Annotated in this window: 14 protein-coding genes; 2 read left to right on the top strand and 12 right to left on the bottom strand. The window is 62.0% G+C overall.

The genetic code is table 11. The features are described 5' to 3' along the window. Positions 1-81 precede the first annotated feature (81 nt). The 6 genes from NCT03_RS15375 to NCT03_RS15350 all read right to left on the bottom strand — a co-directional run bounded on the left by NCT03_RS15375 (position 82) and on the right by NCT03_RS15350 (position 5,751). Positions 82-1,074, bottom strand: a complete 993-nt coding sequence (locus NCT03_RS15375; protein WP_250493035.1) for a GlxA family transcriptional regulator — start codon at positions 1,072-1,074, stop codon at positions 82-84. A gap of 7 nt (positions 1,075-1,081) precedes the next feature. Next, positions 1,082-1,984, bottom strand: coding sequence for a choline ABC transporter permease subunit (gene choW / locus NCT03_RS15370; protein ID WP_244829016.1), 903 nt, complete (start codon positions 1,982-1,984; stop codon positions 1,082-1,084). Continuing rightward, positions 1,977-3,155, bottom strand: a complete 1,179-nt coding sequence (locus NCT03_RS15365; protein WP_250466396.1) for a quaternary amine ABC transporter ATP-binding protein — start codon at positions 3,153-3,155, stop codon at positions 1,977-1,979. Before NCT03_RS15365 ends, choW begins: the two co-directional genes overlap by 8 nt. 424 nt (positions 3,156-3,579) lie before the next feature. Further along, a complete protein-coding gene (locus tag NCT03_RS15360; protein ID WP_250466395.1) occupies positions 3,580-3,732 on the bottom strand; it encodes a hypothetical protein in 153 nt (50 codons plus the stop codon). Between the two features lie 262 nt (positions 3,733-3,994). Next, on the bottom strand, positions 3,995-4,921 hold the full coding sequence (locus NCT03_RS15355) for a hypothetical protein (protein ID WP_250493034.1): 927 nt from the start codon (positions 4,919-4,921) through the stop codon (positions 3,995-3,997). 146 nt (positions 4,922-5,067) lie between these two features. Continuing rightward, complete coding sequence (locus NCT03_RS15350) at positions 5,068-5,751, bottom strand: MgtC/SapB family protein (RefSeq protein ID WP_244829012.1); 684 nt, start codon at positions 5,749-5,751, stop codon at positions 5,068-5,070. A 122-nt stretch (positions 5,752-5,873) separates the two neighbouring features. Here NCT03_RS15350 and NCT03_RS15345 point away from each other — a divergent pair, with 122 nt between their 5' ends. Continuing rightward, entirely contained in the window at positions 5,874-6,953 is a 1,080-nt protein-coding gene (locus tag NCT03_RS15345; RefSeq protein ID WP_250493033.1) for an AGE family epimerase/isomerase, read from the top strand. Positions 6,954-7,037: 84 nt separating this feature from the next. Here NCT03_RS15345 and NCT03_RS15340 read toward each other — a convergent pair whose 3' ends face one another. Next, positions 7,038-8,579: a methyl-accepting chemotaxis protein gene (locus tag NCT03_RS15340; protein WP_250493032.1), complete on the bottom strand. Its 1,542-nt coding sequence runs from the start codon at positions 8,577-8,579 to the stop codon at positions 7,038-7,040. 256 nt (positions 8,580-8,835) lie between these two features. On the opposite strand from NCT03_RS15340, the gene NCT03_RS15335 reads away from it, so the two are divergent. Continuing rightward, positions 8,836-9,273, top strand: coding sequence for a PaaI family thioesterase (locus tag NCT03_RS15335; RefSeq protein WP_244829009.1), 438 nt, complete (start codon positions 8,836-8,838; stop codon positions 9,271-9,273). Positions 9,274-9,345: 72 nt separating this feature from the next. Here the strand turns inward: NCT03_RS15335 and NCT03_RS15330 are convergent, their stop codons facing one another. From NCT03_RS15330 to NCT03_RS15310, 5 genes are read right to left on the bottom strand one after another with little or no spacing between them, the layout of a single operon-like run. After that, complete coding sequence (locus NCT03_RS15330; RefSeq protein WP_244829008.1) at positions 9,346-10,191, bottom strand: ureidoglycolate lyase; 846 nt, start codon at positions 10,189-10,191, stop codon at positions 9,346-9,348. A gap of 54 nt (positions 10,192-10,245) precedes the next feature. Further along, positions 10,246-10,989, bottom strand: a complete 744-nt coding sequence (locus NCT03_RS15325; protein WP_244829007.1) for an SDR family oxidoreductase — start codon at positions 10,987-10,989, stop codon at positions 10,246-10,248. A 52-nt stretch (positions 10,990-11,041) separates the two neighbouring features. Continuing rightward, a complete protein-coding gene (locus NCT03_RS15320) occupies positions 11,042-11,875 on the bottom strand; it encodes an amidohydrolase family protein (RefSeq protein ID WP_250493031.1) in 834 nt (277 codons plus the stop codon). Further along, positions 11,872-12,921 (bottom strand): aldo/keto reductase, encoded by a 1,050-nt coding sequence (locus NCT03_RS15315; protein ID WP_250493030.1) that lies wholly within the window; start codon positions 12,919-12,921, stop codon positions 11,872-11,874. The genes NCT03_RS15320 and NCT03_RS15315 overlap by 4 nt, the downstream gene beginning before the upstream one ends. A gap of 22 nt (positions 12,922-12,943) precedes the next feature. Next, positions 12,944-14,236, bottom strand: a complete 1,293-nt coding sequence (locus tag NCT03_RS15310) for a UxaA family hydrolase (protein ID WP_250493029.1) — start codon at positions 14,234-14,236, stop codon at positions 12,944-12,946. Between the last annotated feature and the right edge of the window lie 3 nt (positions 14,237-14,239).

Here is a 14,239-nt window from a genome sequence, read left to right as displayed (position 1 = left end):
CCGTTGCTGTTTTCAATTGACGATGAGAGGCTCACGCGCGGTCCATGAAGAACGTGCGAAGCCAGAACGATGTCGATTAGGTCAAGCAGACAGACGCCGCTCCACACTCGGCGCGTGCCCGAATTGCGCGCGATACGCCTTGCTGAAATGACAAGGCGAATGGAATCCGCAGATGCTGGTGACGCGTGCAATCGATGCATCCGTGTTGCGCAACAACTCGCGTGCGCGCCGCAAGCGAAGCGTCAAGTAGTAATGCGTCGGCGATACATTGAGGAACATCTTGAACATGCGTTGCAAGTGTCGTTGCGACAGATGCACGAGCCGCGCGAGTTCTTCGAGCGAAAGCGGCTCTTCGATATTCGCTTCCATCAGGCGCACCACTTCGACGAGTTCGGCACGCGAGAAGCCGACGCGCGCATCGACGGGAATGTGCTGATAGTCCGTCGAAGAGCGAATGCGTTCGACGATGAACTGCTCCGACACTTGCGCCGCATGCGCCTGGCCAAGCCGCAAGCTCACGAGATTGAGCATGAGATCGAGCGGCGCCGTGCCACCCGTGCAAGTCATGCGGTCGCGGTCGATCACGAAGAGCTCATCGGCAAAACGCACATGCGGGAAGCGCTTGTTGAGCGGCGACATGTCTTCCCAGTGCACGGTGCAGCGATAGCCGTCGAGCAGCTTCGCCGCGAGCAACGCATAAGGCCCAGTGCAAATGCCGCCGAGCGGAACGCCCGCTTCGTGCACGCGCTGCAATAGCTCGATGATCGTATCGTCCACGTGATCCGTCACGTGCCAGCCCGCGCAGACGATGAGCACATCGGGCATGCCGGCTTCGTCGAGCGTCGTGGTCGGCTTCACGGTGATGCCATTGCTTGCTCGAGCAGGCTCGCCATCCGGTGTGATGACCGACCACGTGTAGTGCTGCGCGCGGCCGACGTAGTTGGCCATGCGCAGCACTTCGACCGCGCTCGTGAACGCGATCATCGAGAAATTCGGCAGCGTGAGGAAGCCGAAGTGCGCGAGGTTGGACAACGGCGATTCCAAGGCAGCCGGAACGAGCGCGTCGCGTTTCATGAGCGCATCAGCCTTGTTGCGCGGCCGGTGCGCGGCGCACCTTCATGACGCTGCGAATGCCCGAAAGAAGCGGGGCGCGCGCCATGCCGGGCGAACGGCCGAAGCTCTCGGTGATACGGTCCAGAATGATCGCCAGCAACACGACGGACAAGCCGCTCTCGAAGCCGAGGCCGATATCCAGACGCTGAATGCTCGCGAGCACGTCGTTGCCAAGACCGCCCGCACCCACCATCGACGCGATGATGACCATCGACAGCGCCATCATGATCGTCTGGTTCACGCCGGTCATGATCGAAGGCAGCGCGTTGGGAATCTGCACCTTGTAGAGCAGTTGCCACGGCGTGCAGCCGAACGCCTGACCCGCTTCCACGATCTCGCGGTTCACGTGCTTGATACCGAGCGACGTAAGACGGACCGCGGGCGGCATCGCGAAGATCACGGTCGAAAGAATGCCGGGCACGCGGCCGAGGCCGAACAGCATCGCGGCGGGAATCAGATACACGAAGGCGGGCATCGTCTGCATCAAGTCGAGCACGGGACGAACGGCCATCTCAACGACCTTGCTCTTCGCCGTCCAGATCCCGAGCGGTATCCCGAGCAACAGGCTGATGAAGGTCGACGAGAGCGTGAGACCGAGCGTGATGACCATCTGATCCCAGAAGCCGGTCGCGTAGATCAGCAACAGCGAGAGCAACGTGAAGGCGGCAAAGCGCCAGCCCACGCGCCACAAGCCGATGCCGACGAAGATGGCCATGAGCGCCCACATCGGGACGGCCTGGAGGCTGTGTTCGATGAAAGCGGCGAAGCTCTCGATGACCTTGCCGATTGAATCGAACGTCTTGGCGTCGTGGTCGAGCAGGTAATGGACGCCGTGATCGACCCAGCTACCGAGCGGAATGATTTCAGACATGGGAACCTCGATGGCGGGTTAAGACCTTCAGGACGTTCGACTTGTTGACCGAACCGCAATAGAAACCCTCGGCGTCGACCACCGGCAGCGGCGCTGGACTCGCGACCACGCGATGCACGACGTCATCGAGCGTCATGTTGCGCTCGATACACTCGATGTGATTGATCTGCGGCACCGGATTGCCGTTCGAATCACGGCCGACGAAACCGCGAATGCGCCGCTCGCCGTCGAGCACGAACGCATAGTCCGCGCTGCCGTTGAGCGTCTCCGCCACGCTCGATGCGTCGATCTGCGGCGAATGCTTCATGAGCGGCACGACATCGGTCTGCATGAGGTCGCCGGCGGTCAGATAGCGGCTGGTGTCGATGCCGTCGAAGAACGCTTGCACGTAGTCGTCGGCGGGGTTCTGGATGATTTCCTGCGGCGTGCCGATCTGCACCACGCGGCCGCCTTCCATGATCGCGATGCGCGTGCCGATACGCATGGCTTCTTCGAGATCGTGCGAGACGAAGAGAATCGTGCGCTGCTGCTCACGTTGCAAGTCGAGCAGGACGTTCTGCATTTCCTTGCGTTTGAGCGGATCGAGCGCGGAGAACGCTTCGTCCATGATCATCAGCGAGGGATTCACCGCCAGCGCCCGCGCAAGCCCCACGCGCTGCTGCATCCCGCCCGATAGTTGCGCTGGCAACTTCTGTGCGAACGATGCAAGGCCGACTTGTTCGAGCACGGTCATCGCGCGCTTCTCGCGTTCCTTCTTGCCGACGCCCGCGACTTCCAGACCGAACGCGGCGTTCGAAAGCACGGTGCGCTGCGGCATCAACGCGAAGGACTGAAACACCATGCTCATGTCCTTGCGGCGCAACGCCGTGAGTTCCGAGCGCGGCACGGCCGCCACGTCGCGGCCATCGATCAGCACCTTGCCGGCGGTGGGATCGACGAGACGGTTGATCAAACGGATCAGCGTCGATTTGCCGGAACCGGAAAGGCCCATGAGCACGAAAATCTCGCCTTCCTTGACGTCGAAGGAAACGTTATGTACGCCGACGATCTGCCCGGTGCGCGCAAAGACTTCTTCTTTCGTCGCGCCGCCGGCGAGCATGTCGATCGCCTGCTTGGGGCTGTTGCCGAACACCTTGCATAGCCCTTCGACTACTACCTTTGGGGAATTCATCGAAATCTCCATAGCGTGGCGGACGTGCGTCCGCGCTGTGCATACATAGTTGCCAGAAAAAAGTATCGCTAGCCGACTATTTGCGACAACTGCATGTCGAAATACGACAATGGAATAAGGAGGATTCTGGACGGGCGCGGGTAAGCCCTTGTGACGCAAGGATTTTTTGGCGTCGAATGGACAAGATTCGGCGAATTGCGCGTGTCGCGCAAGAACAAGTGTTCGCGCGTTTGCGATGCAGATGCGGGGAAGAAGGATGATCGTGCGGCCGAATTGCTCGGTCGGGGCGATCTTAAAGGCGGAAAGTCAGCGAGAATCCGCTAGAAAAACTACAAACTTAAGACTAATCGGCGGGCGGGGTCTACGGCGTCAGGCCGTCTCGCATTGCTATTTGTGGTTGTCCCGCACCGCCATTAGTTACGCATTACAGACGAACGCCGAAAGCGGTACCGCGTGACTTGCGTTGACGCTCGGATTCACGGAAACGCGCTTGATACGAGTAGTCGCTGTCCATCGGCAGGTGCGGCGATTCGAACAGCGAAGCGAATTTTTGCAGCAAGGCGAAGAGGTAGCTCATGTCAAACTCCGGTTGGTGATAAGAGGGTTTTCCCTTAGGACCGATTATAGGGTTTGCCCTTAGCTATTCCTAGTGCAATGCAAAATTTACGACCGAACAAATTGGTAGTTTTTCTACATTCTTTAGTGTGACTGTTTCTCGCGAAAACGGGGACAGCTCGGAGACGGCCTTCCGGCAAGCACGCAGAAAGTGACGAAAAAAATTACGCGACAGTCCGTCTTGAGACGGAATGTCGCGTCAAAGTAACAGTTTTTGGCGGGAATCAGCGCGTGTGACATTGCGAGTGGACCGTAGGCGCCATCGTTCTATTCGTAGGGCCGTTAATGGCGGCGGTTTCGGAATCCGCGTCGAAGAGAGAAGCAAGTGTCGCCTGCTGATGGAGCATGAGTTGCTCCATGCGCTCCTGCTGCAACGTGGTGTCGCGACCCATACGCATCAGCACGACCGTTTGCACGACGCCGGTCGCCACCGTCAGCAGCGTGACGCACACGATGATCGTCAGCAGCGTCTTCATGCGGCGGGCGTGCGCGGCAGTCGATCCGCGCTGCTCCGAGATCACGGCGCGTAACGCGTCGATGGTGTCGGTGAACGCCGTCACGCGTGCGCGATCCAGCACCGGGTCGAAGGACGCGTCCTCGTGCGCAATGCGTGCATCAACGAGCGCGGCGCTCAATGAACCTGCGACGATATCCGCGGAATGCGAGTCGATCGATGCAGCAAGTTCGCCTGGCGCATGAGTTGGCGGCGCAGCGTCGATTTCATCGCCTTCGGCCACGACGAGAAGCTCGTCCTGAACCGATGCCGGATGCGGCGCGGCTTCCGAACGCGGCGCCATCCGCTTGTTCACGGCCAATGCGCCATTCGATTGCACCGCCGCCAAAAACACGTCCGGCAGTTCGAAGCCTTCGAACGTGCCCTGGCGAATGTCGGTGTTCAGCGCCTGAAGGTTGGCGCGCTCGGCGTCTTCGGCGAAGAGATCGAGCGTCTCGCCCGCGCAGCGCTGCGTTGCGCTCAACTGGGCAAGACGCTGCGCCGAACGCACGGCGCGCGCGAGTTTCTTTTCGGTGTCGGCGCTGTCGGCCGAAGACGCCTCGGCGGTGCGGCCACGGCGCGGTCGCGTGAGAGGAGCGACGGCGTCGGCGGGTGTATCGAAGGTATGGCGGTGACGCTTAACAGCAGGATCTGGCATAGGTCGAAAGGCGGTGACCGGGACAACCGGCGCGAAATGCGCACATGCGGTTCGGCAATGATTTTCGAGAGGCGGCATTGTCGCACGGCGCGGCGGCTTATCCCACATCGTGTTCGTGCATGTCTTGCGCCGCGCGGGCGATGCCGTCAGCTTCCATCCTCTTCGTGGAATTCCCGCACCACGCTCAGATGCTTGAGCCGCTCGCAAATCGACCGATATTCCTGCGTCGAAAGCCGCGAAAGCACGACCTGCACTTCATCGAGTTCCGGCGATTCGTCGCTTTGCTGCACGACGAACTGCTTCACGCGCACGCTGCCTGGCCCGAGCGCTTCGTGCAGGCCGTGAAAGGACAGCGAGCCGCGATCGACCAGCATCGTCAATTGCCGCTGCTGCTTGACGCTGATGAAGCGCCGCTCCAGCGGTTTGAGTCCCGCCAGAATGACGAGGATGATGGCCGTCGCCGCGATCGATGCCGTGTACAGCCCGCCGCCTACCGCCAGCCCGATGGCGGCGACCGACCACAAGCTCGCGGCGGTGGTCAGCCCGCGCACGATCTCGCCGCGCAGCAGAATGGATCCCGCGCCGAGAAAGCCGATGCCGGACACGACCTGCGCCGCGATCCGCGATGGATCGAGCACGACGTGGTCCGCCTTGAGCGCCTCTTCGAAACCGTAGGCAGACACGATCATGATGAGCGCGGAGCCAACGCACACCAGCATGTGCGTGCGCAAGCCCGCCGCCCATGAAAGCCGTTCGCGCTCAAAACCGATCACGCTGCCGAGCGCCGCGGCCATGATGAGTCGTGAAACGAGTTCTACGTTGCCCAACATCTTTGACCTCCTGTCGTCGTGGCCGGTCTCCTGCCGGAGCGCTTTTGCTATGCTTATCCGGCTGTGCCGAGCCGTTTTCAAAGGGCTCATCTCTTCCGAACCATCAGGCTGGAACTTGTCTTATGCAGCAACAGCACTCAAACGGCACTTCATTGCGCGAACACTACACGAGCATCGTGCTGCCCATTTGGCGCGGTCCCGGCTTCAACACAGCGCTTCACCTGCCATTCGAAGCCGTTACGCCCGACGATCACGCGCCGTTGCCACCTAAGCGTTATCGCGCGATGGCATGCGCCCGTCAGTTGTTCGCTTTCACGGATGCAGGCGATCTCGCGCACGCGTCGGTGCTGTTCGAATCGTTGCGACACTATTTTCAGGACAAGCAAAACGGCGGATGGTTCTATAGCGTCGATGCAAACGGCGCGCCCTACGAGCGCCAGAAGGACCTTTATACGCACGCGTTCGTGGCGTATGCGTGCGCGCATTTCGCGCAAAAGAGCGGATCGGCGGACGCATTCGCCTTGCTCGATGAAACCGCGCGGCTCATCGAAACGAAGTTCGCGGGTAGCGATGGCGGCTTGCTGAACGCCGCGTACAGCGAAGACTTCGGCGCGATGCTCGAAGGTCCGCTGCAAAATCCGCTCATGCATTTGAGCGAAGCGTGGCTCGCCGCGCGCGATGCCACGGGCAACATCGCTTTCGACGAGCGGCTCGCCGTGCTGGCGCAATCGGTCGCGCGCACGTTCGTGCACGAGGCGACCGGCAGTATCGCCGAATTGCCGATTGGCGCGCCGGGCAATCGCCTGGAGCCGGGACATCAATTCGAGTGGTATTTCCTGGCAATCGGCAGCGGCCATCCCGCATTCGAGGCGGCGGGACTGAACGCGCGGCTCGAACGGGCGTTCGACTTCGCGCGGGAACATGGCGTCGACAAGTCGACTGGCGGCGTGAGCGCCGCGCTGGACGAAGCGGGACGCGTGATCGACGGCACGCAGCGCATCTGGGCGCAAACCGAATATCTACGCGCGCTGGCAACGCGCGGCGAAGCCGTCGGCGAACAGATCGAACGCTTCGGCGCACGGTTCCTACATGCGCGCGGGTGGATCGAGTGCCGCTCGGCTGACGGCGCGATCACAAGGTCGGAGATGCCTTCGACCACGCCGTATCATTTGGCGACGGCATACGCGGCGTTGCCGGATTGAGCGGTTGGATCGCCTTCGCGACGAGCGAAAGCGTCAGGGCCGTGAAAATTCAGGCGCCCGACAGACGCCGAAGTCATCCACTCGTCAAGCCACCTGAAACACCGAAACCGCATCCTTCAACTGCCGCGTCTGTTCATGGAGCGACTGCGCGGCAGCCGCGGCCTGCTCCACGAGCGCGGCGTTCTGCTGAGTCATCTCGTCCATTTGCGTCACGGCCTGGTTCACCTGCTCGATTCCCACGCTCTGCTCCAGCGACGACGCGCTGATCTCCGCCATCATCTGCGTGACGCGTGAAATCGAGGTCGATACCTCGCGCATCGCCGTGCCCGCGCGTTCGACCAGCGTCGAGCCGTCGCTGACCTGCGCGACCGATTCGCCGATCAGTTCCTTGATTTCCTTCGCCGATTGCGCCGAGCGTTGCGCGAGGCCGCGCACTTCGCCCGCGACGACTGCAAACCCGCGCCCTTGCTCACCGGCGCGCGCCGCTTCGACGGCCGCGTTCAGCGCGAGGATGTTGGTCTGAAACGCGATGCCGTCGATGACCGAGATGATTTCCGCGATCTTGTCCGAGCTTTTAGCGATGCCGCGCATCTTCTCCACGACGTCATCCACCACGCCCGAACCGCGCGAAGTCGCTTCGAGCGCCACGCCCGCCAGCGTGTTGGCCTCGCGCGCGTGCTCGGCGTTCTGACGCACCGTCGCCGTCAATTCTTCCATGCTCGACGCCGTTTCCTCGAGCGATGCCGCCTGATTCTCCGTGCGCGCGGACAGATCGGCGTTGCCGCTCGCGATTTCATCGGCGCCCAAGTTGATCGAATCGGACGTCTCGCGCACCGTCTTTACCGTCGTGGCGACGCTTGCCTGCATCGTCGCGAGTCCCGCGAAGAGCCTGCCGATTTCATTGCTGCCGCGTTCCGCGATACGTTCGTCGAGGCGGCCTTGCGCAATGCGCTCGAAATGGCGTCCCGCTTCTTCCAGCGGCGCGATCACGCCACGGCGCAGCGCAAAATGCACCGCCGCGACACCCGCGACCAGCGCCACGAAAATGACGATGCCGACCGCGCGGAACCAGGCGTAGCGCGTATCGATCGATTCGAGATACGCACTGCTCGCCGCATTGCCGAAGTTGACGAAGTTCTGCTGTTCGGCGAGATAGCGATCCTGAAAGCCCTGTGTCGGCTGATCGAGGAACGCCTGAATGTTGCCCGCATCCAGATACTGGACGAGTTCGCCGAGCGCCTTCGAATACTCCGCGTATTTGGCCTGAAGCGCGGCCATGCGCGCCTTGTTCTCATCGCCGGTCTTCGGCGCGTCGAGGAAGGCCGCGAACGACTTGTCCGCCTGCGCGATCTGCTCGCGCGCGTGCTGCACGATCTCGACCGGCTCCGTCCCGCCGCGCACCATGCGCGTGCCGGCGCGAGACAGGTTGATGCGCGCATCCATCAGATGCTGCGTGGTCTTGTTGACCGCGTTGACTTGCTTGAGCGCGATATCGGACAGGTTGCCCACATCGTCATGCGTGCGCGAAAGCGACCAGAAGCCAAGCCCTTCGGTGACCAGTTGGAATAGGCAAAACACCACCAGCACGGCGAGCAAACCGGATGAAACCTTGATCTTTGCAAACATTTCTCAAGAACCCGAACAAACGAATGAGCCGTATGACTACGGCGGAAGTCCGGGTTTACGGCAGTGAAGCGCGCCAGCTTGAATTGTTTTGCGTCGATGCCGCTTTGCGCGAGCGGGATGACCGGCGCGCTTGCCGAAACGGCGGGCGCGCGCATGCTGCGTTCGCACGATTTTTGTCGAACGTCCTTGCAGTGCGAAGAAACCCTACCTATTGTCTTTGCAGGACGGCGCCGAACCCACCCCAAGGAGTGTCCGAATGGCCGAATTAGTCGATATCGCGCGCGGTGCGTTGAATGCGCAACCGTTTAGCGCCTTGCTCGGAACGAAACTGATGCAGGTCGATGCAGCGAGTCTCACGCTGTGTCTGCCGATCCGCGATGAGCTGAGGCAACAACACGGTTTCGTGCACGGCGGGGTGGTGAGTTATCTCGTGGACAACGCGCTGACGTTCGCGGGCGCGCTGAGGCTCGGTCCGAAGGTCGTCACCGGCGAATACAAGATCAACTATCTGCGCCCGGCGGTTTCCGGCACGCTGATGGCGCGGGCGCGCGTGGTGCATGCCGGCATGACGCAGGCAACCTGCCAGTGCGATGTCTTCGTCACCGACGGCAATGCCGAAACGCTCGTCGCGGTGGCGCAAGGCACGATCACGCGCATCAGCGAAAGCGCGGCCGAAGCGCTCTATAACGCCTAAATTTCAACCTTCCGTCCTGAAGACAAAAAACCTCGCCGCAGCGAGGTTTTTTGCTTTCACGGCGCGAAGCAATTACGCGTCGACCGTCTTCTGCTGCTGCTCGCCGAGACCTTCGATACCAAGGCGAATGGTCTGCCCGGACTTCAGGTACACCGCGCTGGGCTTCACGCCCATGCCGACGCCCGGCGGCGTGCCGGTCGAGATGACATCGCCGGGCTGCAGGCTCATCGTCTTCGACAGATACGCGACCAGTTGCGCGACGGTGAAGACCATGGTCTTCGTGTTGCCGTTCTGGTAACGGTGACCGTCCACCTCGAGCCAGAGATCGAGCTTCTGCGGATCGGCGACTTCGTCTTTCGTCACGAGCCACGGGCCGAGCGGGCCGAACGTGTCGAAGCCCTTGCCCTTGTCCCATTGCGTGCCGTGTTCGAGCTGCCATTCGCGCTCGGAGACGTCGTTGATCACGCAGTAACCGGCCACGTAGTCGAGCGCGTTGGCTTCATCGACATACTTGGCTTCCTTGCCGATCACCACGCCGAGTTCGACTTCCCAGTCGGTCTTCTTCGAATTGCGCGGAATTTCCACGTCGTCGTTCGGGCCGCAAATGGCGCTCGTCCACTTGCCGAAAATGACCGGCTCGGTCGGCACGGGCAGATTCGATTCGGCGGCGTGATCCGCGTAGTTGAGGCCAATACACACGAACTTGCCCACACGTCCGACACACGGCCCGATACGCGGATTGCCATCCACCACCGGCAGCGACGCGGGGTCGGTCGCGCGCAGCTTGGCCAGGCCCGCATCGGTCAGCGTAGCGCCGGAGATGTCGTCCACGACCTTCGACAGATCGCGAATCTTGCCTTCGGCATCCAGCAAACCCGGTTTTTCCTGACCCTTGGGGCCGTAACGAAGCAGCTTCATCTGAATAGATCCTCGTGTTTCGAAATTCAAAGGTTGAAAACGCAGCGGCCGGTCTTAGTTGGACCAGCCGCCATCGATGACGTGAGCCTGACCCGTCGTGAACGACGACTCGTCCGAGGCGAGATACAGCGCGAGCGCCGCGATTTCTTCCGTGCGGCCGACGCGGCCCATTGGTTGACGCGAAACGAAAGCCGCCTGAATCTGGTCGATCGTCGCGCCCTGCGCCTTGGCTTGCTCGGCGATGCGGTCCTTCAGCGACGGCGACTCCACCGTGCCCGGACAAATCGCGTTGCAGCGGATGCCGCGCGTGACGAAATCCGCCGCGACGGATTTCGTGAGCCCGATGACCGCCGCCTTCGACGCACCATACACGAAGCGATTCGGCACGCCCTTCACGCTCGACGCCGCCGACGACATATTGACGATCGAGCCGCCGCCCTTTTCCAGCATCTTCGGCAGGAACGCGCGGATCGTCCGATACATGGCCTTCGCGTTCAGATTGAAGGCGAGGTCCCAGTCCGCTTCGCTCGCTTCGAGAATCGAACCGGGATGCACATAGCCCGCGCAGTTGAAGAGCACGTCGATGGCGCCGACTTCCTTCGCGAGCGCCTCGATGGCTTGGGGGTCGAGCACGTCGAGCTTGTGGGCTTCGACCGGCTTGCCTTCGAGCCCTTCGATACGAATGTCGGTTGCGATCACGCGCGCGCCTTCCGCCGCGAAAAGCTCGGCCGTCGCGAGCCCGATTCCTTGTCCCGCCGCGGTGATCAGCGCCGTCTTGCCTGCCAGTCTTTGTACCATCTACTGCTCCAGTGGAAGTTGATTTTAAGACATGCCGGGTATATCAGCGGCTTCAGAGGCGATAGAACGCACGGGCGTTTCCGCCGAAAATCGCGTCTTCCTCGGCTTTTTCGAGATGCGAGACCAAGCGCCTCGCGGCGGCGTGCCAATCAGTGTAGCAACCGTTTAAGTTCAGTACCGGCCAATCGCTGCCCCACATGAGGCGCTCGTGTCCGAATTGGTCGATGAGATGCGCGACGTAAGGCGCGAGCGTGTCGGCGGTCCAGCTAGGCGACGCTTCTGTCGCGAGCCCCGATAGCTTGCAATAGAGGCGCTGCGGCAAGGCAGCGAGTTGCGCGATGCCATCGGCCCACGGTTGCCAGCCCGCTTCGCCATCGCGGATGGGCGGCTTCGCACCGTGATCCACGACGATACGCAACGCTGGATAACGCCCGGCGAACTCGACGAGCGATGGCACGTGGCGCGCGAAGATGAGCGCGTCGAAAGCAAGATCGAACTCGATCAGACGCTGGATGGCTTCCGGGCGCGGCGCGTGGTCTATCCACGTATCGTCGGGCAGGTCTTGCAGCATCGGCCGCACGGCTTTGAATTTTTTGTCGCGCGCAAATTCTTCGATGATTTCTACCGCGTCGACGGAATCGAGCGGAACCCAGCCGACGACGCCCGCAATGGATTCGTCATCGCGCGCCAGATCGAGCAGATAACGCGTTTCATCGACGGTCGCCGCCGCTTGCACGACGACCGTTTGCTTGACATTCGTGATCTTGCGGAGCGGCGCCAGATCATCGGAACCGAAGACGCGATAGAGCGGCTTGAGATCGGGCGTGAGCCAACCGTAATCGCCACGCGCCGGGTCCCAATAATGTTGATGAGCGTCGATGTTCATTGCGGTGTTGGCGCCTTCTCATGCAGCAAGCCAGCCGCACGCAAAGCGTTCCACAACGCCGAAGGAACCGGTGTAGCGAATGACGCCGCATTCTCACGCACTTCCTCGGGCTTGCGCGCGCCCATCAACACCGTGGCGACGACTTTATGCGCATAAGGAAACTGCAGTGCGGCCGTCGACAGCGCGACGCCATACTCGCGACAGATGCGTTCCAGCCTCGCCACACGATCGACGATCTCTTTGGGCGCATCGCCGTAGTTGAACTTGAGATCGCCTTGCGCGTCGGCATCGAGACCGCGCGCGAGAATGCCCGAATTGAACGCGCCGCCAAGCAGGATGCTCACACCGCGCTGTTCGCACTCGGGCAGGAGATCGTCGAGTGTGTTCTGTTCGAGCAGCGTGTAGCGGCCAGCGAGCAACGCGCAGTCGATGTCGTATTCGGCCATTGCCTCGCGCACCGCCGCGCCTTCGTTCACGCCGAGGCCGACTGCTTTCACGCCGCGCGACTGTTTGAGTTCATCGAGCGCGCGAAAACCGCCTTCGCTGGTGAGCTGACGCCAGTAATGCGCGTTTTTTTCGCCGTGCGTGACACGGCCGATGTCGTGTATCAGCACGATATCGATGTCGATCATGCCGAGCCGCTGCTGGCTGTCTTCGAACGAGCGCAGGATGCCGTCGTAGGTGTAGTCGTAAATGGCCTGGAACGGTAGCGGCGCGGCCCAGCCTTCGCTGCCGTCGTCGGGCGTGGTGCGCGGCACGAAGCGGCGGCCCACTTTGGTCGAGAGCACGTAGTCGCTTCGCGCGTGGCGTCGCAGGGCATCGCCAAGACGATGTTCTGCTTTCGTGTGTCCGTAATGCGGCGCGGTATCGAAGAAACGGATGCCCGCTTGCCACGCGGCATCGACTGTAGCGCGCGCCTCGTCTTCCGTCAGTTCGTGATATAGCCCGCCTAGCGGCGCCGTGCCGAGCGAAAGTGCCGTCACCTCCAGATCCGTCCGCCCGATCTTGCGTCGGCGCGTGACGGCCTCCTGCGTGTCTCCGTTCATTGTGCAACCCTCAGTCGATTGTTCAGTTCGAAACGACTTCTGCGGTGCCGCGAGACGCAACACTAACGCGTTGCGCGCCGCCAGGCAAACACGCGGGGCCGACGGGCTCGAAGGTTTTGTAAGTCAGGATGAATTCCTGATGACCCAGCGACTCCGATTTCGACGCAGCGCCCGCCGCCACCGCCACGGTGACATCGAACACTTCGCGTCCTACTTCGTCGAGCGTCGCGCGGCCTTCCAGGATGCGGCCGGCATCCACGTCCATGTCGCCGGACAGGTTGCGATACGTCGCCGGATTCGCGCAGACCTTGATGACGGGCGATATCGCCGAGCCGACCACCGAGCCGCGCCCCGTCGTAAAGAGGATTACGTGTGAGCCGCACGCGATGAGTTCGCCGATTTCAGCGTTGTCGCTGATGTTCGGAAAGCCGAAGCGCGGCTCGCCGTCGGGCACGACATCGAGCAGATAAAGGCCGCCGGTCGGCGGGACATCGCCCGGCTTGATGATGCCGACGATAGGCGACGCGCCGCTCTTCGCATACGCGCCGAGCGACTTCTCTTCCTGCGTCGTGAGCCCGCCGTCCGCGTTGCCGACCGCGAAGGAACCGTGGCCCATCGTCGTGTAATAGCGCGCGGCTTTTTCCACGCACGCGACGATTTCATCGCCGAGTTCGGGACGCGCCGCGCGTGTCTTCATATGAAATTCGCAGCCGACGAGTTCGCCGGTTTCCTCGAAGATGCACGCCGCGCCTTCGTCGATGAAGGTGTCGAAGGCGCGGCCCACGGCTGGGTTCGCCGTGATGCCGCTCGTGCCGTCCGAGCCGCCGCAGATCGTGCCGATGACGAGTTCATCGAGCGCCATCGGCACTTTCTCTTGCGCGGCGAGCGTCGCGCGCACTTCGCGTACCCAGTCGAGACCGTGCTGAATCGTGCTGCGCGTGCCGCCGTTTTCCTGGATCGTCACGACGGCGGCGGGGCGGCCGCTCGCGCGCACGACATCGGCGAGATAGTGCTTGTTCATGCTTTCGCAGCCAAGCGACACGAACAGCACCGCGCCTACGTTCGGATGCGTGCAGATGCGCTCCAGCATCTTTTCGGCGTAGCTATTTGGATAGCAGCCGGGGAAGCCGATCAGGTGCACGGGCGGCGCTTCGTTTTGCGCGGCGTCGAACGCGTCGAACGATGGGCGGAAGTGCGTGACGATCTCGCGGGCAACGTGATGCGCGCACTCGACCATGTACGCCACCGCGACGATGTTGCGGATGCCCTTGCGGCCATCGGATCTTGGGAAGCCCAGCAATGTTGATGTGTTCATGGC

Source organism: Caballeronia sp. GAWG1-1, from assembly GCF_023631465.1.
GTDB lineage: Bacteria > Pseudomonadota > Gammaproteobacteria > Burkholderiales > Burkholderiaceae > Caballeronia.
The sequence above is the reverse complement of the archived record's forward strand: the minus strand, read 5'-3'. Positions and strand labels throughout refer to the sequence as shown.

Excerpts from the sequence above, each read along its gene's own strand:
- NCT03_RS15375 (WP_250493035.1), bottom strand. The coding sequence starts at position 1,074 with ATGAAACGCGACGCGCTCGTTCCGGCTGCCTTGGAATCGCCGTTGTCC.
- choW (WP_244829016.1), bottom strand. The coding sequence starts at position 1,984 with ATGTCTGAAATCATTCCGCTCGGTAGCTGGGTCGATCACGGCGTCCAT.
- NCT03_RS15365 (WP_250466396.1), bottom strand. The coding sequence starts at position 3,155 with ATGAATTCCCCAAAGGTAGTAGTCGAAGGGCTATGCAAGGTGTTCGGC.
- NCT03_RS15360 (WP_250466395.1), bottom strand. The coding sequence starts at position 3,732 with ATGAGCTACCTCTTCGCCTTGCTGCAAAAATTCGCTTCGCTGTTCGAA.
- NCT03_RS15355 (WP_250493034.1), bottom strand. The coding sequence starts at position 4,921 with ATGCCAGATCCTGCTGTTAAGCGTCACCGCCATACCTTCGATACACCC.
- NCT03_RS15350 (WP_244829012.1), bottom strand. The coding sequence starts at position 5,751 with ATGTTGGGCAACGTAGAACTCGTTTCACGACTCATCATGGCCGCGGCG.
- NCT03_RS15345 (WP_250493033.1), top strand. The coding sequence starts at position 5,874 with ATGCAGCAACAGCACTCAAACGGCACTTCATTGCGCGAACACTACACG.
- NCT03_RS15340 (WP_250493032.1), bottom strand. The coding sequence starts at position 8,579 with ATGTTTGCAAAGATCAAGGTTTCATCCGGTTTGCTCGCCGTGCTGGTG.
- NCT03_RS15335 (WP_244829009.1), top strand. The coding sequence starts at position 8,836 with ATGGCCGAATTAGTCGATATCGCGCGCGGTGCGTTGAATGCGCAACCG.
- NCT03_RS15330 (WP_244829008.1), bottom strand. The coding sequence starts at position 10,191 with ATGAAGCTGCTTCGTTACGGCCCCAAGGGTCAGGAAAAACCGGGTTTG.
- NCT03_RS15325 (WP_244829007.1), bottom strand. The coding sequence starts at position 10,989 with ATGGTACAAAGACTGGCAGGCAAGACGGCGCTGATCACCGCGGCGGGA.
- NCT03_RS15320 (WP_250493031.1), bottom strand. The coding sequence starts at position 11,875 with ATGAACATCGACGCTCATCAACATTATTGGGACCCGGCGCGTGGCGAT.
- NCT03_RS15315 (WP_250493030.1), bottom strand. The coding sequence starts at position 12,921 with ATGAACGGAGACACGCAGGAGGCCGTCACGCGCCGACGCAAGATCGGG.
- NCT03_RS15310 (WP_250493029.1), bottom strand. The coding sequence starts at position 14,236 with ATGAACACATCAACATTGCTGGGCTTCCCAAGATCCGATGGCCGCAAG.